We start from the raw sequence: 22,398 nt of genomic DNA, 5'->3' as shown, positions 1-22,398 counted from the left end.
GAGAACACCCGCGAGGGTTATGCATTTAGTACCCGTTTGTGTTGCATCTTCCGTTTGTCCACCGGGCATTGATCCATCCGATGCCAGTGACGATCTGACGACCTAGTGACCAGGATCCTGGGGACAGCAGGGGGTACGCCATGGCCGCACGGCCACTCGTAGCGCGACAGCCCAACGAACGGCTGCAGGCACTCATCCAGGAGGCGGGCTGCTCCAACGCCGGCCTCGCCCGCCGGGTCAACATGTGCGGAGCGGAGCACGGCCTCGACCTGCGCTACGACAAGACATCCGTGGCCCGCTGGCTGCGCGGCCAGCAGCCGCGCGGGCGCGCGCCGGGGATCATCGCGGAGGCGCTCGGGCGCAAACTCGGCCGGACCGTCACGATCGACGAGATCGGGATGGCCAACGGCAAGAACCTCGCGTCCGGCGTCGGACTCCAGTTCTCGCCCACCGTGCTCGGCGCCATCGAGCAGGTCTGCGAGCTGTGGCGCAGCGACGTGGGCCGCCGGGACTTCCTCTCCGGCTCGTCCGTCGCCTCCTCCGCGCTGGTCGAGCCCAGCCGCGACTGGCTGATCTCGGTGCCGGACTCGCAGGTGGCCCGCACGGCAGGCCCGCGCGTCGGCCCGTCCGACGTGGCGGCGGTCAAGGCGATGACCCAGGCGCTGACCGACCTCGACCACCAGTACGGCAGCGGACATGTGCGGCCCGTCGTGGTGCACTACCTGAACAGCGTGGTCAGCGGGCTGCTCGCGGGTTCCTACCGGGAGGCCGTGGGGCGTGAACTGTTCGCCGCCGTCGCCCGGTTGACGGAGCTGGCCGGGTACATGGCCGTCGACACCGGCCAGCCGGGCCTCGCCCAGCGCTACTACATCCAGGCCCTCAGGCTGGCCCAGGCGGCGGGGGACCGCGGTTACGGCGGGTACGTACTGGCCGCGTCCATGAGCCACTTGGCGGCCCAGCTCGGCAATCCGCGCGAGATCGCCCAGCTCGCCCGCGCGGCTCAGGAGGGGGCGCGCGGGCGTGTGACCCCGCGCGCGGAGGCGATGTTCCACGCCGCCGAAGCGCGCGGCCACGCGCTGCTCGGGGACGCGCGGTCGGCGCAGAGCGCGGGCGGCCGGGCGCTGGCCGCCATGGACCAGGCCGACGCGCACTCCGGCGACGACCCGGCCTGGATCGCGCACTTCGATCCGGCCTACCTCGCCGACGAACTCGCCCACTGCCACCGGGATCTGGGGCAGGCGCGGGAGGCGGCGCGGTGTGCGCAGGAGTCGCTGGACGGCCATCCGCAGTCGCGGGCCAGGCGCCGCGCCATCGGACTCGTGCTGCTCGCGACGGCGCAGGTGCAGCAGCGCGAGGTGGAACAGGCCTGTCACACGGGACTTCGGGCCGTCGAACTGCTCGGCACGCTGCGCTCGAACCGCGGCGCCGAGTATCTGGACGACTTCAAGGAACGGCTCGAACCGTTCCGTGAGGAGGCCGTGGTGCGGGAGTTCGGGGCGCGGGTGGAGCTCCAGGCCGCCGCGTAGGGACGGGCGCGCGGGGCCCGGTGCTTAAACAGCGCCGGGCGGGTCGGTTTTGTTACTCCTGTCACGGGGGAGGCTCCTCAGATTTGAGCTGCGTAGCACGGGCGTGCGAGGACCCGGTAGCGTGAGCCGACGATTCCGCAATCAGTTATGGTCCCCCATCCGTAGTAGGAGTCCCGGTGACGCAGCAGAGCGGACAGAGCGGGCGCGACGAGAGTCCGCACCTTCCGCAGGCCCGGCAGGCACGCGAAGGTGTCGTGCTGCCTGCCGACGGCGGTGAGCCCCTGTTGCCGGGCACGTTCGGCGACCAGACCGCGCCCGGAGGGCCCGCGGGGCCGGCCGGCGCCGGCCCCTGGGGGCAGCCGTGGGGCCCGGAGTCCCAGCAGGCCCAGGCGGCCCAGCCGATGCCGACGTACGAGTGGGGGCAGCCGTCCGCGCAGCCCCCGGTCGCGCCCCCGCAGCAGCCCGCGGGCGCGCTGCCGCCGCACCAGCAGCCGCCCGCGCAGGCGCTGCCGCAGCAGTACGGCCAGGCCGGGCCGATGCCGCCGGCCGCGCCGCAGGGCGGGTACGACGGCGACGCCACGCAGTACATCGCCCCGCAGGGCGCGGCCGACGCCACGCAGTACATACCGCCGCAGGGCGCCGGAGACGCGACGCAGTACATACCGCCGCAGACCGGCGCGTCCCCGCTGCCGCCGGAGGCCCCGGCCGACGCCACGCAGTTCCTCGGCCGCGCCGTGCAGCAGTCCCAGCAGCAGCCGATGCCGGGTGCCATGCCCGGCGGCGACGGCGACGCGACCCAGTACATCCCGCCGGTGCCCGGCCAGCCGCAGGCCGCGCCCTACGGCATCCGCCCCGGCGCCCCGGGCGACCGGCAGCCGCCCGCCGAGTTCGACGCGCTGTTCCGTACGGAGCCCGAGGGCCCGGCCGCGTCCACCCAGCAGATGCCGCGGTTCGACCCGCACGCCCAGCAGACCCCGTCCGCGCAGCAGGCCCCGCAGGGCGGGTACGTGCCGCCGGTGGAGCCGCAGGGCTACGCGCCCGCGCCCGCCTCGCGCGGCAAGTCCCGCACGGGGTCGAAACTGCCGCTGATCGCGGCGGTCGGCGTGGGCATTCTCGTCCTCGGGATCGGCGCGGGCGCCCTGCTCAGCGGTGGTGACGACGACAAGAAGTCCGACACCACCACGACGGTCTCGGACTCCTCGTCCGCGCCCGCCGAGTCCGGGGCCCCGGCCGCCGACCCGGCCAAGGAGCAGGCCGTCGCCCTCGACAAGCTGCTCGCCGAGTCCAACAACAGCCGGTCCGCCGTCGTACGGTCGGTCGCCAACACCGGCGCCTGCAAGGAACTGCCCACCGCCGCGAAGGACCTGCGGGCCGCGGCGCAGCAGCGCAACGACCTGGTGACCAAGCTGGGCGCCCTGTCCGTGGACAAGCTGCCGCAGAACGCGCAGCTGACCGACGCGCTGACCAAGGCCTGGAAGGCGTCCGCGTCGGCGGACAGCCACTATGCGGCCTGGGCCGACCAGGTCGAGGCCAACAAGAAGCTCTGCCACAAGAACCGCGCCAAGGCGACACCGCAGCAAAGGGCCGGGAACACGGCCAGCGGCACGGCCTCCCAGCAGAAGGCCGTCGCCTCGAAGCTGTGGAACGCGATCGCGTCCAAGTACGGACTGACCACGCGGTCGCCGATCCAGCTCTAGCGCCGGGAACGGGAAGGGGGGCGCGGGGCCGACGGCCCCGCGCCCCCCTTCCCGTTCCCCGGTGTCAGTCGGCGTCCGCCAGGGTCTTCGTCACATCCACCGACGCGGAGCGCGTCGCCACCAGCCGGCCGTCGCGCACCTGCTGGAACGTGACCCGCGCGTTGACGAGCCGGGGGTAGCCGCCGGCCGCCGACATGTGGTCGTAGTCCCAGCGCAGCGCCGGTGTGAGGCCGCCCGTCGTGACCTTCAGTCCCTTGTCGAGGGTCCGGCGCACGGTGTCCGACGTCACCTCGCCGTCGCCGATCGCCTCGACGACCTGGCGCAGCACGGTGTACGCGATCCAGGTGGTCTGCACGCCCGCGTCCGCCGGGTCGATGCGGTTGTCGCCGAAGGCCTTCTCGTTGATCGCCTTCTTCATGCCGTCCCAGCGGCTGTCGTTCGTCGCCGGGTACCAGCCGGTCACGTACGCCCCTTCGTAGGCGCTCTTCGCGCCGCCGGAGCGGTCGATGACGGACTGGTCGACGCTGCCGAGCACGCTGGCCGTGCGGACCTTCGGATAGGTGTCGCTCAGCCGCCGGAACGAGTCGAAGAACGTGTTCGTCCGCTCGCCGAGCGCGGCCACCACGCACCCCTCGCCGGACGTCACCGCGCTCGCCGTGCTCAGTGCCTCGACGGCCTGGGCGTTGTAGTCGGTGGCGTCCTCGGCGGCCCGCAGATCGGTGGCCGCGGGGCGGTCGCGCCGGGCGAGGCCGGTGTTCATCACGGAGACGAGTTCGTCACCCGCGACGGTGTCGGGCCGCACCAGGACGGTACGCGCGCACTTGTCGGCGAGTTGCTGCCCGTTCCCGGCGAGCAGGGCGGCCTGGCCGCCGTTGACCGGGTAGGACAGCGGGCTGGTGAACTCCGATTCGGACACCCCGTAGCCGCCTATATAGGGGATGCCGGCCGATTCGAGCGTCGACATGAACGAACGCCCGTACTGGCTGTAGGAGCCGACGACGGCGACGGCGTGCTGGTCGACGGCCTTGCGGGCGCATTTCGCGGCGCCCACGCTGTCGTTGTGGTCGTTGCAGGTCAGCACCTTCAGCGGGTGGCCGTCGAGGCCGCCGTTCGCGTTGACCCAGCGCGCGTACGCATTGGCCACGGCCGGCATGCCCGGCTGGTTCGTCGCCGCGGTCTTCACCGGCGCCCAGGTCATCACGGTGACCGGCTGGTCGCCGGAGCCCCCCGTGACTCCGGCGACCAGGCCGCAGCCGGCGGCCAGGGTGGTGCCCGCGACGAGGGTGACGACCTTCCCGAACAGGGTGAAGGTGCGCTTGACGGTGGTGGGGAGAGGGCGCTCGCGGCCCGTGCCGGTCATGATCCCGCACGATTCCTCCGCCTTCCCAACCAGGCGGTGACCAGCGGTCAACGCCTGGTGACGCGCAGGTGAATTACGGGGGGCGGTCGGCGCGCCCCGGGGCGGCACGTACGATCGATGACCGTGCAAAGCTCGGAGAAGTCTTCCCGCCGCGACCGTCGCTCCACGAGGATGGGCGGTATGCCACTCAACGACATGCCGTGGTGGCGCTGGCGCAGCAATGTGCGCTCCGCGCTGCACATGCTCTCCGACCCGTCGTTCCAGCGGGACGTCTGGCTGGCCGGTGTCGACGGGTACGGAGACGTGACCGACGCCGTCTACCGCCTCGTCGAGGACACCTGGCTGGACAACTGGTCGGCCGAGAAATACGTCGGAACGATTTTCCGGGACGCGCGGGAGGCGGCGCTCGTCGACTCCGCGGTGCTCAAGGTGCTGCGCATCATGCACCAGGTCGGGCCCGACGCCCCGGTCTCCGTGTACCTCCAGCACGAGGCGTGGCCGGACGCGGTGCAGGCGGCCCGCGAGGCGCACGTCCAGCTCGCCACGAGCGACGGCGAGGAGCCCGACACCGCCCCGCGGACCCTGGAAGTGCTGCGGATCATGACCCGGGCCGCCTGAGCGACCCGGTGCCTGTCCGGCCACCGGGACAGTGGGTCGGCGAGGGGCGCGGTGTGCGAACCTTGCCCCTATGAACGCGCAGTCCGCAGCCGCCGCCGGTCCCGATCAGTACGTCCTCACCCTGTCCTGCCCCGACAAGCAGGGCATCGTGCACGCCGTGTCGAGCTATCTCTTCATGACCGGCTGCAACATCGAGGACAGCCAGCAGTTCGGCGATCACGACACCGGGCTGTTCTTCATGCGGGTCCACTTCAGCGCGGACGCGCCGGTGACGGTGGAGAAGCTGCGGGCCAGCTTCGCCGCGATCGGTGACTCGTTCCACATGGACTGGCAGATCCACCGGGCCTCGGACCGGATGAAGGTCGTCCTGATGGTCAGCAAGTTCGGCCACTGCCTGAACGACCTGCTCTTCCGGGCCCGGATCGGCGCGCTGCCCGTCGACATCGCCGCCGTCGTCTCCAACCACACGGACTTCGCCGAGCTGGTCGCCTCGTACGACATCCCCTTCCGGCACATCCCCGTGACGAAGGACACCAAGGCCGACGCCGAGGCGCAGGTGCTCGAACTGGTGCGGGCCGAGCAGGTCGAGCTCGTCGTGCTCGCCCGGTACATGCAGGTGCTCTCCGACGACCTGTGCAAGCAGCTCAGCGGGCGCATCATCAACATCCACCACTCGTTCCTGCCGAGCTTCAAGGGCGCCAAGCCGTATCACCAGGCGCACGCGCGCGGTGTGAAGCTGATCGGGGCCACGGCGCACTACGTCACCGCCGATCTCGACGAGGGGCCGATCATCGAGCAGGAGGTCGAGCGGGTCGGGCACGATGTCACGCCCGATCAGCTGGTGGCCATCGGTCGTGACGTGGAGTGCCAGGCGCTGGCGCGGGCCGTCAAGTGGCACGCTGAACGCCGAATCCTCCTGAACGGCCGCCGCACCGTCGTCTTCGCCTAGCCCCGTCCTCTTCCGGGTGCACCACCGTCGTGGCTGGTCGCGCAGTTCCCCGCGCCCCTAAAGGCATGCGTTTCGTCGTCGGCTGACGGCCGGCGGGGCTTCTCGCGCAGTTCCCCGCGCCCCTGAAGCGAGCTCCGCTCGCCCAGGGGCGTCAAGGGGAGGCTGCGCGCAGCGCATGCCTCAGGGGCGCGGGGAACTGCGCGACCAGCCACGACGGTGGTGCACCCGAAAAACGACCCAGGGGCGCGGGGAACTGCGCGGCCAGCCCCCGCCGGGCCGCAGGTGGGCTACATGCGGCTCAAGGCGGCTGTTGCTCGGAGGACGTCGCGGATGGCTGTGCGGTCGCCGAGTTGGCCCGCGGCCGCTTCCTCCGGGGAGACGTGGCCGGCGGCCAGGCGGCAGAACTCCACGCCGTCCAGCGCGACATGAGCCACCTCACGCTCGGCGGACCCCACGCCGGTCGGCGAGTCCAGGGCGATCAGCCACTCCCCGCCCCCGGCCCCCTCGACCTCCAGCCGAAGACTGCGCCCGGGTACCTCGTCACCGACCGGCGCGGCGAGCCCGGCCCGCCGGCGCCCGGCGAGAGAGACGGGCAGCATGCGCGCGGCCAGATCGATCATCCGGTTCAGATGCCGGGGCGACGGAGCCGCGTACGGATAGTCGACGGCATCCGCGATGTCCCCGGCATGCACCCAGCACTCGAAGGCCCGGTCGATCATGGCGTCCCGGAGGGGGAGGGAGAAATCCCCGTACGAGACCGGGAGTTGGCCGGTGCCACCGGCGCCGGACCCGTCCTCCCCGGCGAAGGACACGGTACGGATCACGGCATGCGTCTGGTCCCGCCACGGCGCCCGCACGGCACGCGTCGGCGGGAAGTACGAAGCCCTCCAGTACGCCTCGGTGCGCTCCAGCGGCCCCAGCCCGTCCCGGCCCGCGGGCCCGACCGGATCGTCGAGCCCGAGGGACCGGGCGACGAGGCCGTCGACGGAGGTGAGATGGGAGATGACCCCGGCGACGGTGGTCCGGCGGCTGACCTGCTCGTCGCCCTCGTACCAGCGCAGCCGCACCGGAGCGTGCCACTCCGGGTCGCCGAAGTCCTGGAGCAGGGCGTCGAGCCGGGCGGTCTCGGCGTCGTACGGGGTCGTCCAGGCGGGGACGGGGATGCGCGCGGGACGCCGGGAGAGGCAGCCCTCCAGGACGCGGGCGCGGAGCATCGGGTCGAGGTCGAGGGACTCCTCGGGGTGCAGCAGCCCGACGGCGTCCCGCAGCCGCAGCGCCTCCTCGGCGCAGGTGCCGCACTCGTCCAGATGATCCTCGACGGCGACGGCCTCCTCGGGCGAGCAGGCGGCCAGCGCCCAGGCGCCGAGCAGTGACTTGAGCACGCGGTGCTCCAGGACGAGCGGGACGGGTGCGGGCACGTCGGGCAGCGGGCCCCCGGAGTCCTCGACGGAGCTGCGCGGCGTCGGTATCCGGGCCGCCGCGTCCGCGGCCCCGCCGGTCTGCCCCGGCATGCCGGGCTTGTCGGGCTCGTCGCCGAACGGGTCGTACGGGTCGTGGCGGTCCGGCCCGCCCGCCCCGCTCACGCCGGCCTCCCGTAGCCACCGCTGGGCGGGGTGCCGCTGTCGTGGGCCGTGGACAGCAGTTGCAGTCCCAGGCGCAGCCGGCGGCGCGCCTCGTCCTCGGTGACGCCGAGGTCGGCGGCGGTCTGGCGGTAGTCACGGCGCTGGAAATAGGCCAGTTCGAGCGCGGCGCGCAGCGGAGCGGGCATGGACGTGACGATGTAGTCGGCGCGGGCGGCGGCGGAGGCGCGGCGCACCTTGCGCTCCAGGTCCTCGGTGGTGCCCCGGCCGCTGCGCACGAGCGCCGCGGACTCGGTCTGCCGCAGCCGCTGCACGGCGTGCCGGTGGACGAGCGTGGCGATGAAGGAGCGCAGCGGGCCCGACTTGGGGTCGTAGGCCTCCGGGTTCTCCCAGATCTGGGTGAACACCTCGCGGGTGACCTGGTCCGCGGCGTCCTCGTCGTCCAGGACGCGGTGGGCCAGGCCGTGCACCAGGGATGCGAAACGGTCGTACAGCTCTCCGAGCGCCGCGGCCTCGCCGTGCGCCAGACGCTGCTGCATCCTCCGGTCCCAGCGGGACGGAGTGTCCTTGGGCATGGAGCCCCCTCACCGGCTGCCCGTACTTCTGCTGCTCGTGTACTGCTCTTTCCGAGTTGCGTGCCTCTTACCCGAATGTAGTCCGCGTCACCGACAACGCACGCCCCTTTGCGGCATTGTGCGCCTCCGGCGGCCTCAGGTGATAAGGAGCCGGAACCCCGGCAGGGGTACGGGGACCGGCGTCTGACCGATTTGCCTGTGAAGCGACCGGCTCGGTCTTAACAGCGTCATATGTGATAGGTGTGCGGGGGTGTTTCAGCGCGGTGCGGACGGGCAGCCGCGCTTGAAGAAACGTAGGCGAATATTCCGGATCTAGGCAGAAGTGAAGTGACGTCGAGCGAGAGGCGATGAGCGTGGTGCTCAATGTGACCGAGGCGCCCCAGGGCGACTGGGCTGTCGTGCGGGTCTCGGGCGAGATGGACCTCGTGACGTCCCCCGCGCTGCGGCAGCAGGTGCACGACGCGGTCGCCGACGGCCGGCGCAGTGTCGTGCTCGACCTCTCCGACGTGTTCTTCTGCGACTCCAGCGGAGTGGGCGTGCTGATAGCCGCCCGCAGGCTGATGCGCTCGTGCCAGGGACAGCTGCGGCTGATCCTGCCCGCGCGCGGGGCCGAGGACGGCTCGCACGTGAACCGGGTGCTCGCGGCGCTCGGCGTGCGGCGGCTGTTCGAGGTGTACCCGGATGTGGCGGCCGCGGTCGACGACGACGCGCAGCCGCTGTCCGCCTAGCAGGCAGCCGTGTGACCCGGCCGGCATATGTCGCGGAACTTCTCCGGTCCTGCCACAAACCTGCACTTCGGGCCCCCTGCACCGCTGTTCGACGTACGCTCGCAGGCGTAGGACCCATCGACGTGAGAGGCGGCTCATCAGCATGGACGAGCGGAGGATCGCGGCCCGGTTCGCCGGCTTCGACCAGGACGGCAACGGATACATCGACCGCGAGGACTTCTACGCCGCCGCGAAGGCGCTGCTCGCCGAGTTCGATGTCACGGCGCGCTGCGACAAGGGGCAGGACCTGTTCGCCGGGGCCGAGGCGTTCTGGCAGGGCATGGCCGGGATCGCCGATGTCGACGGCGACCAGCGGGTGACCCGGAGCGAGTTCGTCACCGGGGCCGTGAAGCGGCTGCGGGACAATCCTGAGCGGTTCGCCGAGATCGCCCGGCCGTTCCTGCGCGCCGCGATTGCTCTGGCCGAGCCGGACCGGGATGCGGGTGGGGTCGGGGTCGCCGGTGCTGAGCGGGTGTTGCGGGCGCTCGGTGTCGAGGGAGATCTTGCCGCTCAGGCCGTTGCCTCGTTGGACGGGGACGGGGACGGGCGGGTTTCCGAGGACGAGGCCGTTCGGGGGTTCGCGCTGTATTTCACTGTGCCGGAGTGATGCGGTTCGTCCTTCGGGCGCGGCGCCGTCCTGGCTGGTCGCGCCGTTCCCCGCGCTCCTAGCGGGGCGCGAAGCGCTCCCTGAGTTTGTACTTGAGGACCTTGCGCAAGGCGTCGTTGCGGGGGAGGGCCTCCACCGTTTCCAGTTGTTCCGGGAGTTTGAAGGTGGACAGGCCCTCGGCGCGCAGGTAGGCCGTCGCCTCGGCGAGGGTCAATTCCTCGGCTCCGGGGCGTAGTTCCAGTACCGCGCAGACCCGTTCCCCCCGCTCCGGGTCCGGCAGGCCGATGACCGCCGCGTCCTGGACCGCGGGGTGGGCGTGGAGGAGGTCCTCGATCTCCTTCGCCGAGATGTTCTCGCCCTTGCGGATGATGATGTCCTTCGCGCGGCCGGTGAGGACCAGGTGGCCGGTGGGCAGGACGTGGCCCAGGTCGCCGGTGATGAGGAAGCCGTCCGCGTCGAAGGCGTCCGCCGACTGGGCCGGGTCCAGGTAGCCCTGGCAGACGGCTTCGCCGCGCAGCCGCACCTCGCCGTCGACACCGGCGGGGACCGGGGCGCCGTCTCCGTCGACGATCCTGATCTCCATGCCCTCGGGCGGGCGGCCCTCCGTCGTCGCGAGGTTCTCCGTGGTGTCGTCCGGGGCGCCCATCGTGATCATCGGGACCTCGGTCATGCCGTAGCCGTGCGTGAGCTGGACCTCCATCTCGCGGACCACGGAGTGGTAGACCTCCGGCGGCTTCGGGGCGCCGCCGCCCGCGAGGAGCCGCAGGCTCGGGATCACCTTGTGGTCCGGGTCCTTGCGCTGCTCGGCCAGGAACATGGAGTAGAACGCCGTCGAGCCGCCCGCCACCGTCACCCCGTGCCGCCGGTACTCGGCCAGCGCGTCCGGCAGCGCGAACTGCTCGAACAGCACGGCCGGGAAGCCGTAGAGGAGCAGCATCACCGTGTAGTCGGGGCCCGCTATGTGCGCGTAGGGGAAGGCCATCGAGCCGACGTCCGACTCCGACAGGTGCAGCGCGTGGGCCAGGCAGGAACCGCCCGCGATCAGTGAACGGTCCGTGTGGAGCACGCCCTTGGGGTCGGACGTGGTGCCCGAGGTCCAGTAGATCCAGCGGACGTCCGTGCCGGATGCGGGGGGTGCGGGGAGGAGCGAGGGGTCGGCCTCGGGCAGGTTCTCGTACGCCTCGAAGACGCCCTTCGCGCCGAGGCGGTGGGCCATCTCGGTGTGGTCGAAGCCCCGCCAGACGCCCGGCGTCGCGAAGAACTCCGCCTTCGACTCGCGCAGCGCGAAGCCGACCTCGCGGTCCCGGTAGAACGGGATGACCGGCGTCTGGGTCGCCCCGATGCGGGCCAGCGCGAAGGTGAGCAGGGCCGTCTCGATGCGGGTCGGCAGCTGCCAGGCCACGACGGTGCCGGGGCGGACCCCGCGCTCGTGCAGGCCGGCCGCCACCCGCTCGGCCCGGTCGCGCAGCTCCCCGAAGGTCAGGGCGCGGTCGCCCTGGAGGAACACCGGGCGGTCGGGGGTCAGGGCGGCGCGGCGTTCGACCAGTTCCCAGAGCGTGCGGGAGTCGCCCAGGGCGTGTGCGGTGTCCGTCATCTGCGTACCCCTTCGAGCCGGGATCGTAACTGACGACCTGTCAGATGTGAGGGAGAGCGTAAGTCCGTGCTTCTTGTCGGTCCAGGGGTGCGGGGCTAGCCTGACATCTGACGGGTCATCAGAAACGGAGGGATCGCACGGCTCGCACGGCTGGTACGGACCGTGCGCCGCGTGCGGACCGTTCGGATCGTTCGATGGAGGGGCTCAGCACTCATGACGGAACTGCCGCGCATCGTCAGCGTCGACGACCATGTGATCGAACCGGCCCATCTCTTCGAGACCTGGCTGCCGGCCAAGTACCGCGACAAGGGCCCCAAACCGCTCACCGCCGGAATCGGTGAACTCGCCTACGTGGCGGGCAAGTACCAGATCACGATGGACCCCGACGGGCCGCCGACCGACTGGTGGATCTACGAGGACCTGAAGTTCCCGTACAAGCGCAACATCGCGGCGGTCGGCTTCGATCGGGACGACATGACGCTGGAGGGGATCACCCGCGAGGAGATGCGGCGGGGGTGCTGGGACCCCAAGGCGCGCCTCGCGGACATGGACCTCAACCACGTCGAGGCGAGCCTGTGCTTCCCGACCTTCCCGCGCTTCTGCGGGCAGACCTTCGCCGAGGCGCACGACAAGGAAGTGGCCCTGGCCTGCGTGCGCGCCTACAACGACTGGATGGTCGACGAGTGGTGCGGGGACAGCGGCGGGCGGCTGATCCCGCTGTGCATCATCCCGCTGTGGGACGTGGAGCTCGCCGTCGCCGAGATCCGGCGGAACGCCGCGCGCGGGGTGCGCGCCGTGACGTTCTCCGAGATCCCCACCTACCTGGGTCTTCCGTCGATCCACTCCGGGTACTGGGACCCGTTCTTCGCCGTGTGCCAGGAGACCGGGACCGTGGTCAACATGCACATCGGGTCGTCCTCGCAGATGCCCGCCGCGTCCCCCGACGCCCCGCCCGCCGTCCAGGCCTCGCTCAGCTTCAACAACGCCATGGCCTCGATGATGGACTTCCTGTTCTCGGGCGTCCTCGTCAAGTTCCCGACGCTCAAACTCGCCTACAGCGAGGGCCAGATGGGCTGGATCCCGTACGCGCTCGAACGCGCCGACGACGTCTGGGAGGAGCACCGGGCGTGGGGCGGGGTCCGCGACCTCATCCCCGAGCCGCCGTCCACGTACTACTACCGGCAGATGTTCTGCTGCTTCTTCCGCGACAAACACGGCGTCGCCTCGCTGGACGTCGTCGGACGCGACAACGCCACCTTCGAGACCGACTACCCGCACGTCGACTCGACCTTCCCGAACACCAAGGAGGTCGCCCTCGACCACGTGAAGGGCCTCGACGACGAGACGGTCTACAAGCTGATGCGCGGCAACGCCATCCGCATGCTCGGCCTCGACCTGGACCGGTAGCCCCCGTGGACCTCACGTACACGGAGGAGGAAGAGGCGTTCCGGGCGCGGCTGCGCCGGTGGCTGGGCGGGGTGCTGCCCGCGCTGCCGCCCAAGCCGTCGCCCGGCGACTGGCCGGGACGGCGGGCCTACGACACCGGCTGGCAGCGGCGCCTGTACGACGCCGGGTACGGGGACGTGCACTGGGACGCCTCGCCGACCACCCGGCTGATCTTCCTGGAGGAGACCGAGCGGGCGGGCGCCCCGTACGTGGGCGCGAACTTCGTGGGGCTGCTGCACGCGGGCCCCACCATCGCCGCCGAGGGCACGGCCGCGCAGCGCGAGCGGTGGCTGACGCCGGTGCTGCGCGGGGACGAGGTGTGGTGCCAGGGGTTCAGCGAGCCCGGCGCCGGATCCGACCTGGCGTCCCTGCGGACGCGGGCGGTGCGCGACGGCGACGCGTACGTGATCACCGGCTCGAAGATCTGGACCTCGCACGCCGAGGTCGCCGACTGGTGCGAACTCCTCGTGCGCACCGACCCGGCGGCCGCCAAGCACCGGGGGATCAGCTGGCTGGCCATGCCCATGGACGCGCCGGGCATCACCGTACGGCCGCTGCGCACGCTGGCGGGCTCGACGGAGTTCGCGGAGATGTTCCTCGACGAGGTGCGGGTGCCGGTGGGCAACCGGGTCGGGGAGGAGAACGACGGCTGGCGCGTGACCATGGTGACCCTGTCGTTCGAGCGGGGGACCGCCTTCGTGGGCGAGGTCGTCGCCTGCCGCCGGGTCCTCGGCGAACTGGCCGCGCACGCGCGCAAGAGCGGCCGCTGGGACGACGCGGTGCTCCGCCGCGAACTGGCCCTGCTCACGGCCGAGTTCAGCGCGCTGTGGCGGCTCACCCAGTGGAACGTGAGCGAGGCGCAGGCCGGCGGCGGGGTGCCCGGGGTCGGCGGGTCCGTCTTCAAGCTGCGGTACTCGCACGCACGGCAGCGGCTCTACGACGTCGCCGCCGGAGTGCTGGGCGGCGCGGGCGCGCTGGACGCCGGGCACGAGTGGACGCTCGACCGGCTGTCGTCGCTGTCGTACACGATCGCCGCCGGTACCTCGCAGATCCAGCGCAACATCGTCGCCGAGCGCATCCTCGGCCTTCCCAAGGGCGGACGGTGAGCGGGCCGTGCACTTCCAACTGACCGAGGATCAGCGGGCCTTGCGGGACGGTACGCGCGCGCTGCTGGCCGGGCGGTTCGGGCGCCAGGCGCTGCGGGCCGCCGTGGACTGCGAGGGGTCCTCGCCCGCGCTCGACCGGGAGCTGTGGCGCGAGCTGGGCGCGGCCGGGCTCTTCGGTCTGTGCCTGCCGGAGGAGTCGGGCGGGGTCGGGCTCGGGCTCGCGGAGGCGGTGCTCGTCTTCGAGGAGTGCGGGCGGGCGCTGGTGCCGGGCCCGCTGGTGGCCACCTTCCTCGCGGCGGGCGAGGTCCCGGGCGCCGCGTCGGGCGAGACGGTCGTCACGGCGCCGTACAACGGGCTCGTGCCGTGGCTCGACGCGGCGGACCTGGTGCGCGGCGACGCGGCGGGCGCCGAACCGCTGACCGCGCCGGTCGACCCGCTCACCCCGCTGCACCGGCTGCCCGGCGGCGACCGGACGCGCCCGCCGTGGCAGGCGACCCTCCTGTACGCGGCCGAACAGCTCGGCTCGGCCGGCCGCACCCTCGGCATGGCGGTTCAACACGCCCGGGAACGCGAGCAGTTCGGACAGCCCGTCGGGGCCTTCCAGGCAGTGAAACATCTGTGCGCAGAGATGCTCGTACGGGTCGAAGTCGCCCGTGCGGCGGTGTACGCGGCGGCCGTCACCGGGGACCCCGTGGAGGTCGCCGCGGCCGAACTGCTCGCCGACGAGGCCGCCGTCCAGGGCGCCCGCGACTGCCTCCAGGTGCACGGCGGCATGGGCTTCACCTGGGAGGGAGACGTGCATCTGCACCTGAAGCGGGCCTGGACGCGCGCCGAGTTGGCCGGCCGGGCGCGGGACGCGGAGGAGACGCTCGCGGCGTCGCTGTGACACGCCGACGGCACGCCCTGCCGAGAGGTGCACGCACAGTGACGGTGTGTTGATATCGGGTTGTGTCCTTCGCGGGGCTCGTCACGCGGTGGAGTCGGTCTCCGGCTCCGGTACCTTGTGGCAGATGCGAGTGGTGCTGAACCCGGGCGACAGTGCCGGTGTTGCCTCCGAGGCGGCTCCGGGGCAGCGGATGCGCGCCGCTCGCAGCCCATGGCGGTGCATCACGCCCGCCTGTTCGACCCCCCGCAAGGCGCGTCGCACAGTATGCCGTACGGGTACTCCTTCGCGCTGGAATATGCCCGAAGCGCTTGTTGGGGTGACTGTACGTCAACCATGCTGTGCAGCAAGGGGGTCACGGTCCGTGATCTCCCGCAAGGGCCAGCAAGGTCAGTGGCGCGAGGCAGAACTCCAACGGTCCCGCCGGATTCGGATGGTGTGAGCGGTGCAGGTGCTTCAGGTTCAACTGGAGGTCGGGGCCGACCCCGCCGAGGTGGGGCGTGCCCGCAGGTGGGCACGGCAGTGTCTCGCCGGCTCGGGCGTGGATCCCGACGAGCCGGCCGCCGAGACGATGATCCTGCTCGTCTCCGAGCTGGTGACCAATGCCGTGGTGCACACCGGGCGTCCCGCCGTGCTGCGGGTGGCGCTGCCCCGGGCCGGGGGAGCGTGTCCGGGCACGGTGCGGGTGGAGGTCGCCGACTCCAGCGCCCGCCCGCCGGCGCCCCGGCACGCGGCGGGCGAGGAGACGAACGGGCGGGGTCTCGAACTCGTCGACGGCCTCGCCGACCGGTGGGGCTGGCGCCCCGAGGGCGCGGGCAAGGCCATCTGGTGCGAGATCGACCGCTGTTCCTCCGCCGCCGGGATCGGCTGGTCCGCGGGTGCGGGGGCCTCTGCGCCGGGTGCGCTCCGGCCCAGTGCTTCTGTGAGCGCCTGAAGATTGTGCGCATTAACCGCAAATACCCGTACGGCCGTTGACGTCGCGTGTCCGTTTAGTCACGCTTGTGGGTGGCGATTCGCCGCGAGGGGACGTCGAGGGCCCTTGTGACGGGGGCCCTCGGCGAGGACTTCCGGGTCCGCCTCGGGGGTGCGGATTCATTGCGGGGTGCGGGCTTCGCCGTGGCTGGTCGCGCCCCGCGGCGGAGCCGCTGATGGATGCAGCCCCGCGCCCCTAGAAGACGGCCACCGGGGCTACGGGAGTACCCGTCGCGCCCTTGAAGGGCTCCGGCATCGCCGAGAGCAGGAAGCTGTAGCGGGAAAGTTCTCCACAGGCTGTGGACAGAGATTCCAGGTTCCAGTTCTGGCCCTGGAGCATGCCCATCTCGACCAGGTCGAGGGCGTGCACCGGGAGCCACAGGTTCTCGATCTCCGGCGGGAAGATCTCGAAGGTCAGGGTGTCGTCGGCGACCGCCGCCACGTCGCGGGCGTGGAACCACTCCGGGGTGCGCACCGACAGTCCCGGCGACGGATAGCCGTAGCCGTGCTTGTCGCCCGCCAGGTAGACCTGGATCTGGCCGGTGCGGACCAGGACGATGTCGCCGGAGCGCACCTCCACGCGGCCGAACTCGGCCGCCTCGTCGAGGTCCTGGGGGGTGACCGCGTGGTCGCCGGGGAGCCGGTCCAGGCCCTTCGCCGCCGCCACGTCGAGCAGGACGCCGCGCGAGACGATGTACGGGGCCTTGTCGATGCCGCCGAACTCGGCGCCGCCGTGCGCGGTGATGGTGTCCGCCGGGCGGCCGTTGTAGAGGCGGCCCGAGTGCGACACGTGCGTGAGGGCGTCCCAGTGGGTGGCCGCCTGGAGTCCCATGGTCACCGCGTCGTCGCTGCACGCCACCGTGCCGGGGCCGAAGATCTCCTGGTTGATCTGGACCATGGAGTGGAACGGGTTGATCCGGCCCGGGATCAGGCCCGACTGGACCCCGTCCTCCTTCAGGGGCAGCGCGAGGGGCACGCGGCGGCCCGTGCGGACCTCGGCGGCGGCCGCGCGGACCACCTCGTCCGTGACCAGATTGAGGGTGCCGATCTCGTCGGCCTCTCCCCAACGCCCCCAGTTGTTCACGCGTTTGGCGATGTCGTGGAACTCGGCGGGCAGGGACATCGGGCCTCCCGGGTGTCGGGTGCTGCTGTGTGTCAGGTCTTGTGTGCCAGGTCTTGTGTTCCGGTATCTGACGGGTCGTAGAATCCGTCCGAAGGCAAAATCTAACGGGTCGTCAGAAACCGCGGGAAGGGGCCGGGCATGGGGAACTTCTTGGCAGGCAAGGTCGTCGCCGTGACGGGGGCGGGGCGCGGCATCGGGCGGGCCGTGGCGCTCGCGTGCGCCGCCGAGGGCGCCAAGGTCGTCGTCAACGACTACGGGGTGTCGATCGAGGGCGGCGAGCCGACGAGCGAGGTCGCGCTCGGCGTGGTCAAGGAGATCGAGGCGGCCGGCGGGGAGGCCGTCGCCGTCGCCGACGACGTGTCGACCATGGCCGGCGGGCAGCGCGTCGTGGACACCGCCGTGGAGGCGTACGGGCGGATCGACGGGGTGGTGTGCGTCGCCGGGATCCTGCGCGAGCGGATGCTGTTCAACATGTCCGAGGAGGAGTGGGACCCGGTCGTCGCCACCCACCTGAAAGGCACGTTCACCGTGTTCCGGGCCGCCTCCGCCGTCATGCGCAAGCAGGGCACGGGCACCCTCATAGGCTTCACCAGCGGCAACCACCAGGGCTCCGTCGCGCAGGCCAACTACAGCTCGGCCAAGGGCGGCATCATCTCGCTGGTCCGCAGCGCCGCGCTCGGGCTGCACAAGTACGGGGTGACCGCCAACGCGGTGGCCCCTGTCGCCCGTACGCGCATGTCGGCCAACGTCCCCATGACGCTGAAGGAGATCGGCGAGCCCGAGGACGTCGCCGCGTTCGTCGTCTATCTGCTCAGCGACCGGGCCCGCGAGGAGAAGATCACCGGCCAGGTGTACACCGTGGCCGGGCCGAAGATCGCCGTGTGGGCGCAGCCGCGCGAGCTGCGCGCCGGGTACGCCGAGGGCGGGTCCTGGACGCCGGAGAAGATCGCCGACTTCCTCCCCGGCGCCGTCGGCACCGACCCGATGCCGCTGCTCGCCCAGCTGGAGGAGATGGCCCGGGCGGCCGCCGCCAAGGAACGGCCCAATCAGTAGACCGATCAGCGAAGGCGGGGTGGCGGGCGTGGAGTTCGGGTTCGGGGACGAGGACGAGACCTTCCGGAGCGAGGCGCGGGCCTGGCTGGCCGAGCACATCCGGGCACATCCCGGGATCGCCGGGCGCGGCGGGCCGGGCAGTGAGCACGAGGCGGCCGGTGAACGGCGCGCCTGGGAGAAGGAGTTGGGCTCCGGCGGCTGGATCGGGCTCGGCTGGCGCGAGGGCGGCTACGGCAACCGGGTCGCGACCCTCACCCAGCAGGTGGTGTGGGCCGAGGAGTACGCGCGCGTGCGCGCCCCGGGCCGCTACGGGCACATCGGCGAGAACCTGCTCGCCCCCACGCTGCTCGCCCACGGGACCCGGGAACAGCGGCAGCGGTATCTGCCGCCGATCGCGCGCGGCGAGGAGCTGTGGTGCCAGGGCTACAGCGAGCCCGGCGCGGGCTCCGACCTCGCCTCGCTGCGCACCTCGGCCGCGCGGGACGGCGACGGGCGGTGGCGGGTCAGCGGCCAGAAGGTGTGGACGTCCCTCGCGCACCAGGCCGACTGGTGCTTCGTGCTCGCCAGGACCGAACCGGGCTCGCGGCGCCACCACGGGCTGTCCTTCCTCCTGGTCCCCATGGACCAGCCCGGCCACATCGACGTACGGCCCATCCAGCAGCTCACCGGCACCAGCGAGTTCAACGAGGTGTTCTTCGACGGAGCCGTCGCCGCCGACGTCGTGGGCGGCGAGGGCAACGGCTGGCGGGTCGCCATGGGGCTGCTCGGCTTCGAGCGCGGGGTGTCCACGCTGGCCCAGCAGGTCGGCTTCCAGGAGGAGTTGAACACCGTCGTACGCGACGCGGTCGCCTCCGGCGCGGTGCGGGACCCCGTGCTCGCGGACCGGCTCGTACGGCTCTGGGCCGAGCTGCGGACCATGCGGTGGAATGCGCTGCGCACCCTCGGCGGCGCCGAGGACGCGGGCGCCCCGAGCGTCGCGAAGCTGCTGTGGGGCGGCTGGCACCAGCGGCTCGGGGAGCTGGCGCTGCGGGTGCGGGGCGCCGCCGCGGCCGCCGGGCCGCACGACTGGGCGCCCGGCGCGCCGTACCAACTCGACGAGCAGCAGCGGCTGTTCCTGTTCAGCCGGGCCGACACGATCTACGGCGGCTCGGACGAGATCCAGCGCACGATCATCGCCGAGCGCGTGCTCGGCCTGCCCAGGGAGGCGTTGTGAGGGGTGTGGTGTTCGACGGCCGACAGACCGTCGTGGTCGACGACCTGGAGATACGGGACCCGGGACCCGGGGAGGTGCTGGTGGACGTCGCCGCTGCCGGGCTGTGCCACAGCGACCTGTCGGTGATCGACGGGACCATCCCGTTCCCGAGGCCGGTCGTGCTCGGGCACGAGGGGGCCGGGGTGGTGGCGGCCGTGGGCGCGGGGGTGACCCATGTGGTGCCCGGCGACCATGTCTCGCTCTCCACCCTCGCCAACTGCGGCACCTGCGCCGAGTGCGACCGGGGGCGGCCGACGATGTGCCGGCGGGCCATCGGGATGCCGCAGCAGCCGTTCTCGCGAGGCGGTGAGCCGCTGTACCAGTTCGCGTCGAACTCCGCGTTCGCCGAACGGACCGTGGTGAAGGCTGTCCAGGCCGTCAAGATCCCGCCGGAGATCCCGTTGACCTCCGCCGCGCTGATCGGGTGCGGGGTGCTGACCGGGGTCGGCGCCGTGCTCAACCGGGCGCGGGTCGACCGCGGGGACTCCGTCGTCGTCATCGGGACCGGCGGGGTCGGGCTCAACGTGCTGCAAGGGGCCCGGATCGCGGGGGCCCTGCGCATCGTCGCCGTCGACTCCAACCCGGCGAAGGAGGAGGTCGCGCGGCAGTTCGGCGCCACCGAGTTCCTGACCGACGTGGGCGCCGTGCGCGAGGTGCTGCCCGACGGGGCCGACCACGTCTTCGAGTGCGTGGGGCGGGTGGAGCTGGTGCGGGCCGCCATCGATCTCCTCGACCGGCACGGGCAGGCCGTGCTCCTCGGGATGCCGGCCGCCGACGCCGAGGCGTCGTTCGTGCCCGCCGCCCTCTTCCTGGACAAGTCCGTGCTGGGGTGCCGGTACGGGTCGTCACGGCCGCAGCGCGACATCCGGCTGTACGCCGACCTGTACGCCGAAGGGCGCCTGCTGCTGGACGAGTTGGTGACGCAGACCTACCCGGTGGAGGACTTCGGCAAGGCGGTGGCCGACGCGGAGGCGGGCCGGGTGGCTCGGGGGGTGCTGACGTTCTGAGTGCCTCTACGGTCGGGGCATGAGTTATCGACTGCTGTTCCGCGGGTCAGGCACCTCGGTCCTGTCCTGGGCGCTCGTCGCCGTCTGCGCGCGGATGCCGGTCGCCATGGCGCCGCTCGCGCTCGTCTTCCTCGTACGGGAACGGCCCGGCGGCTACACGCTGGGCGCGGTGCTCGCCGCCGGCTATGTGATCGGCGAGATCGTCGGAGCGCCGCTGCTCGGCATGCGGATGCGGGCCGAGCGCGCCAGACCCCAGCTGGCGGCCGGGCTCGTGGTGGGCGCGTGCGGGTTCGGCGCGCTCGGGGCGCTGCACGGGGCGCCGCCCTGGCTGCTCTGGGTGTTCGCCTTCGTCGCCGGGGCGGCGCCCGGGGCCGCGCCGGGCGCGCTGCGGGCGCTGCTCACCGGCCTCGCGCCGGAGCGGGCCGTCCGGCAGGCGATGTCGTTCGAGTCCGTGCTCTCCTTCGGGGTGTGGGCGCTGGCCCCCGCGGTGACGGCGGGGCTCGCGCTGTCCGTGGCGCCGTGGGTGCCGCTGATGGTGGCCTGCGGGCTCATGGCGCTCTCGGTGCCGGGGCTGTGGCTGCTGCCCGTCGGCTGGGCACCCGCCTCCGGCGGTGAACAGCGGCCCGGCGTGCGGGTGTTGCTGCGGGCCTGGCCCGTGTACGTCACCGGCGCGGCGAGCATGTCGCTGCTCGCCATGGCCGAGCTGATCCTGCCCGCGCTGCTGGAGCAGCGGGGCATCGGAGTGGGTCTGGCCGGGCCGCTGCTCGCCGGGTTCTCGGCCGGGTCGGCCGTCGGGGCGTTCGTGTACGGGCTGCGGGCGTGGCCGGGGCGGCTGGCGACGCAGGGCCTCGTGCTGGTGCTCGGGGTCTCGGGGTGTGTGGCCGGGATCGCGCTCGTGCCGTGGGCGGGGGTGATCGCGGCGGGGCTCGTGGTGGCCGGGGTGCTCCAGGCCGGGGCGATGCTGACGCGGAACCTGATGCTGCGGGAGGTGCTGCCGTCGGGGGCGCTCGCGGCGGGGTACTCCGTCATGTACGCGGCCGTGGGGGCCGGGTACGCGGGGACCGGGTCGCTGGCGGGGGCGCTGCTGCGGGTGGTGTCGCCCGGTGGGGCGGTGCTTGCGGGCGTGGGGGTGACCGTGGTGCTCGGGACCGTGGGGTTCTTGGGGGAGCGGCGGGCGCGTGTGCCGGGCGAGGCGCCGTCCCCGAGCCGCGGTCGGCGGAGCTTCTCGCGGAGTTCCCCGCGCCCTTGAGGCAGGCGGCCTCCCCGCCCGGTCAGTTCGTGGCGCGGAAGGTGCGGCGGTAGGTGGTGGGGGTCACTCCCAGGGCGGACTGGAGGTGCTGGCGCATGGACTGGGCGGTGCCGAATCCCGATTCGGCGGCGACCTGGTCGATGGAGAGCGACGAGGACTCCAGCAACTGGCGGGCACGCTCCACGCGTTGGCGCGTGAGCCACTGACCGGGACTGACCCCGGCCTCCTCCCGGAAGCGCCGGGTGAACGTACGCACCGACATGGCCTCCTGCTCGGCCATGTCGCGCAACTGGATCGGCTCGTGGAGATGGGCCAGCGCCCACGCGCGGGCCGCGACGGTGGTCGCCAACTGAGGCTCGGGCACCGGCCGTTCGATGTACTGGGCCTGCCCGCCGTCCCGATGCGGCGGAACGACAGTGCGCCGTGCCACGTCGTTGGCGACGGCCGCGCCGTGGTCGCGGCGCACGATGTGCAGGCACAGATCGATCCCGGCCGCGACCCCCGCCGAGGTCAGGACGTCGCCGTCGTCGATGAACAGCACATCGGGGTCGACCCGCACCGAGGGGAACATCCGCTGGAACTCGTCGGCGTCCGCCCAGTGCGTGGTCGCGGGCCGCCCGTCGAGCAGCCCCGCCGCGGCCAGCACCCAGCTGCCGGTGCAGATGGAGACCAGCCGGGTCCCGGGCCGGATCCGGGCCAGCGCCGCCGCGAGATCGGGGGGCAGCCGCCCCTCCTCGTACACCGGGCCCAGCTCGTACGAGGCCGGGACCAGCACCGTGTCCGCCTCCGCCAGCGCCTCGGGGCCGCGCTCGACCAGGATCGAGAAGTCCGCGTCCGTCTCGACCGGCCCGGCCGACCGGACCCCGCAGGTCTGCACCTCGTACAGCTCCTCGCCGGAGGAACCGCGGGCGCGGCCGAAGATCCGCTGCGGGATGCCGAGCTCGAAGGGGATCACGCCGTCGAGGGCGAGCACGACGACGCGGTGCCGGGGGGTCGGTGCGGCGGTGGCGGTCATGGCCCGATTCTAGCGAAGC

Annotated in this window: 20 protein-coding genes; 14 read left to right on the top strand and 6 right to left on the bottom strand. The window is 72.4% G+C overall.

Going from position 1 to position 22,398, the window contains the following annotated elements; translation table 11 throughout:
* Positions 1 to 140 precede the first annotated feature (140 nt).
* Both K377_RS22735 and K377_RS22730 read left to right on the top strand, forming a co-directional pair.
* A complete protein-coding gene (locus K377_RS22735) occupies positions 141 to 1,526 on the top strand; it encodes a transcriptional regulator (RefSeq protein WP_111665319.1) in 1,386 nt (461 codons plus the stop codon).
* A gap of 176 nt (positions 1,527 to 1,702) precedes the next feature.
* Positions 1,703 to 3,223 (top strand): hypothetical protein, encoded by a 1,521-nt coding sequence (locus K377_RS22730; protein ID WP_111665318.1) that lies wholly within the window; start codon positions 1,703 to 1,705, stop codon positions 3,221 to 3,223.
* 64 nt (positions 3,224 to 3,287) lie between these two features.
* Here the strand turns inward: K377_RS22730 and K377_RS22725 are convergent, their stop codons facing one another.
* A complete protein-coding gene (locus tag K377_RS22725; protein WP_111665317.1) occupies positions 3,288 to 4,583 on the bottom strand; it encodes an ABC transporter substrate-binding protein in 1,296 nt (431 codons plus the stop codon).
* A 117-nt stretch (positions 4,584 to 4,700) separates the two neighbouring features.
* Here K377_RS22725 and K377_RS22720 point away from each other — a divergent pair, with 117 nt between their 5' ends.
* The gene (locus K377_RS22720) at positions 4,701 to 5,201 is read left to right on the top strand and encodes a hypothetical protein (RefSeq protein ID WP_111665316.1); all 501 of its coding nucleotides are present in this window, start codon (positions 4,701 to 4,703) and stop codon (positions 5,199 to 5,201) included.
* A 70-nt stretch (positions 5,202 to 5,271) separates the two neighbouring features.
* Entirely contained in the window at positions 5,272 to 6,150 is an 879-nt protein-coding gene (gene purU / locus K377_RS22715; RefSeq protein ID WP_111665315.1) for a formyltetrahydrofolate deformylase, read from the top strand.
* A 287-nt stretch (positions 6,151 to 6,437) separates the two neighbouring features.
* Here purU and K377_RS22705 read toward each other — a convergent pair whose 3' ends face one another.
* Entirely contained in the window at positions 6,438 to 7,661 is a 1,224-nt protein-coding gene (locus tag K377_RS22705) for a zf-HC2 domain-containing protein (RefSeq protein ID WP_181512628.1), read from the bottom strand.
* 68 nt (positions 7,662 to 7,729) lie between these two features.
* Positions 7,730 to 8,305, bottom strand: coding sequence for a sigma-70 family RNA polymerase sigma factor (locus K377_RS22700; RefSeq protein WP_111665312.1), 576 nt, complete (start codon positions 8,303 to 8,305; stop codon positions 7,730 to 7,732).
* 347 nt (positions 8,306 to 8,652) lie between these two features.
* Here K377_RS22700 and K377_RS22695 point away from each other — a divergent pair, with 347 nt between their 5' ends.
* The gene (locus K377_RS22695; protein WP_111665311.1) at positions 8,653 to 9,033 is read left to right on the top strand and encodes an STAS domain-containing protein; all 381 of its coding nucleotides are present in this window, start codon (positions 8,653 to 8,655) and stop codon (positions 9,031 to 9,033) included.
* Positions 9,034 to 9,175: 142 nt separating this feature from the next.
* Entirely contained in the window at positions 9,176 to 9,679 is a 504-nt protein-coding gene (locus K377_RS22690; RefSeq protein WP_111665310.1) for an EF-hand domain-containing protein, read from the top strand.
* Between the two features lie 58 nt (positions 9,680 to 9,737).
* Here K377_RS22690 and K377_RS22685 read toward each other — a convergent pair whose 3' ends face one another.
* On the bottom strand, positions 9,738 to 11,273 hold the full coding sequence (locus K377_RS22685; RefSeq protein ID WP_111665309.1) for a class I adenylate-forming enzyme family protein: 1,536 nt from the start codon (positions 11,271 to 11,273) through the stop codon (positions 9,738 to 9,740).
* A 213-nt stretch (positions 11,274 to 11,486) separates the two neighbouring features.
* Here K377_RS22685 and K377_RS22680 point away from each other — a divergent pair, with 213 nt between their 5' ends.
* The 4 genes from K377_RS22680 (at position 11,487) to K377_RS22665 (ending at position 15,642) form a co-directional block, all read left to right on the top strand.
* Entirely contained in the window at positions 11,487 to 12,680 is a 1,194-nt protein-coding gene (locus K377_RS22680; protein ID WP_111665308.1) for an amidohydrolase family protein, read from the top strand.
* Positions 12,681 to 12,685: 5 nt separating this feature from the next.
* Positions 12,686 to 13,825, top strand: coding sequence for an acyl-CoA dehydrogenase family protein (locus tag K377_RS22675; protein ID WP_111665307.1), 1,140 nt, complete (start codon positions 12,686 to 12,688; stop codon positions 13,823 to 13,825).
* A gap of 7 nt (positions 13,826 to 13,832) precedes the next feature.
* Positions 13,833 to 14,711: an acyl-CoA dehydrogenase family protein gene (locus K377_RS22670; RefSeq protein WP_111665306.1), complete on the top strand. Its 879-nt coding sequence runs from the start codon at positions 13,833 to 13,835 to the stop codon at positions 14,709 to 14,711.
* 442 nt (positions 14,712 to 15,153) lie between these two features.
* On the top strand, positions 15,154 to 15,642 hold the full coding sequence (locus K377_RS22665; protein WP_181512623.1) for an ATP-binding protein: 489 nt from the start codon (positions 15,154 to 15,156) through the stop codon (positions 15,640 to 15,642).
* Between the two features lie 234 nt (positions 15,643 to 15,876).
* Here K377_RS22665 and K377_RS22660 read toward each other — a convergent pair whose 3' ends face one another.
* Positions 15,877 to 16,803, bottom strand: coding sequence for a cyclase family protein (locus K377_RS22660; protein ID WP_111665305.1), 927 nt, complete (start codon positions 16,801 to 16,803; stop codon positions 15,877 to 15,879).
* Positions 16,804 to 16,941: 138 nt separating this feature from the next.
* On the opposite strand from K377_RS22660, the gene K377_RS22655 reads away from it, so the two are divergent.
* Genes K377_RS22655 through K377_RS22640 form a run of 4 tightly spaced genes read left to right on the top strand, consistent with a single transcriptional unit; the run spans position 16,942 to position 21,364 of the window.
* Complete coding sequence (locus tag K377_RS22655; RefSeq protein ID WP_111665304.1) at positions 16,942 to 17,856, top strand: SDR family oxidoreductase; 915 nt, start codon at positions 16,942 to 16,944, stop codon at positions 17,854 to 17,856.
* A 28-nt stretch (positions 17,857 to 17,884) separates the two neighbouring features.
* Complete coding sequence (locus K377_RS22650) at positions 17,885 to 19,069, top strand: acyl-CoA dehydrogenase family protein (protein ID WP_111665522.1); 1,185 nt, start codon at positions 17,885 to 17,887, stop codon at positions 19,067 to 19,069.
* Positions 19,066 to 20,115, top strand: coding sequence for an alcohol dehydrogenase catalytic domain-containing protein (locus K377_RS22645; protein WP_111665303.1), 1,050 nt, complete (start codon positions 19,066 to 19,068; stop codon positions 20,113 to 20,115). The genes K377_RS22650 and K377_RS22645 overlap by 4 nt, the downstream gene beginning before the upstream one ends.
* Before the next feature lie 19 nt (positions 20,116 to 20,134).
* Positions 20,135 to 21,364 (top strand): MFS transporter, encoded by a 1,230-nt coding sequence (locus K377_RS22640; RefSeq protein WP_111665302.1) that lies wholly within the window; start codon positions 20,135 to 20,137, stop codon positions 21,362 to 21,364.
* 22 nt (positions 21,365 to 21,386) lie between these two features.
* Here the strand turns inward: K377_RS22640 and K377_RS22635 are convergent, their stop codons facing one another.
* A complete protein-coding gene (locus K377_RS22635; protein ID WP_111665301.1) occupies positions 21,387 to 22,379 on the bottom strand; it encodes a GlxA family transcriptional regulator in 993 nt (330 codons plus the stop codon).
* Between the last annotated feature and the right edge of the window lie 19 nt (positions 22,380 to 22,398).

Source organism: Streptomyces sp. PsTaAH-137, assembly GCF_003259365.1.
Lineage (GTDB): Bacteria > Actinomycetota > Actinomycetes > Streptomycetales > Streptomycetaceae > Streptomyces.
Note: the sequence above shows the minus strand (reverse complement) of the source record. Positions and strands in the feature narration are given on the sequence as shown.

Excerpts from the sequence above, each read along its gene's own strand:
- K377_RS22735 (WP_111665319.1), top strand. The coding sequence starts at position 141 with ATGGCCGCACGGCCACTCGTAGCGCGACAGCCCAACGAACGGCTGCAG.
- K377_RS22725 (WP_111665317.1), bottom strand. The coding sequence starts at position 4,583 with ATGACCGGCACGGGCCGCGAGCGCCCTCTCCCCACCACCGTCAAGCGC.
- K377_RS22720 (WP_111665316.1), top strand. The coding sequence starts at position 4,701 with ATGACCGTGCAAAGCTCGGAGAAGTCTTCCCGCCGCGACCGTCGCTCC.
- purU (WP_111665315.1), top strand. The coding sequence starts at position 5,272 with ATGAACGCGCAGTCCGCAGCCGCCGCCGGTCCCGATCAGTACGTCCTC.
- K377_RS22705 (WP_181512628.1), bottom strand. The coding sequence starts at position 7,661 with ATGCCGGGGCAGACCGGCGGGGCCGCGGACGCGGCGGCCCGGATACCG.
- K377_RS22700 (WP_111665312.1), bottom strand. The coding sequence starts at position 8,305 with ATGCCCAAGGACACTCCGTCCCGCTGGGACCGGAGGATGCAGCAGCGT.
- K377_RS22695 (WP_111665311.1), top strand. The coding sequence starts at position 8,653 with ATGAGCGTGGTGCTCAATGTGACCGAGGCGCCCCAGGGCGACTGGGCT.
- K377_RS22690 (WP_111665310.1), top strand. The coding sequence starts at position 9,176 with ATGGACGAGCGGAGGATCGCGGCCCGGTTCGCCGGCTTCGACCAGGAC.
- K377_RS22685 (WP_111665309.1), bottom strand. The coding sequence starts at position 11,273 with ATGACGGACACCGCACACGCCCTGGGCGACTCCCGCACGCTCTGGGAA.
- K377_RS22680 (WP_111665308.1), top strand. The coding sequence starts at position 11,487 with ATGACGGAACTGCCGCGCATCGTCAGCGTCGACGACCATGTGATCGAA.
- K377_RS22660 (WP_111665305.1), bottom strand. The coding sequence starts at position 16,803 with ATGTCCCTGCCCGCCGAGTTCCACGACATCGCCAAACGCGTGAACAAC.
- K377_RS22655 (WP_111665304.1), top strand. The coding sequence starts at position 16,942 with ATGGGGAACTTCTTGGCAGGCAAGGTCGTCGCCGTGACGGGGGCGGGG.
- K377_RS22640 (WP_111665302.1), top strand. The coding sequence starts at position 20,135 with ATGAGTTATCGACTGCTGTTCCGCGGGTCAGGCACCTCGGTCCTGTCC.
- K377_RS22635 (WP_111665301.1), bottom strand. The coding sequence starts at position 22,379 with ATGACCGCCACCGCCGCACCGACCCCCCGGCACCGCGTCGTCGTGCTC.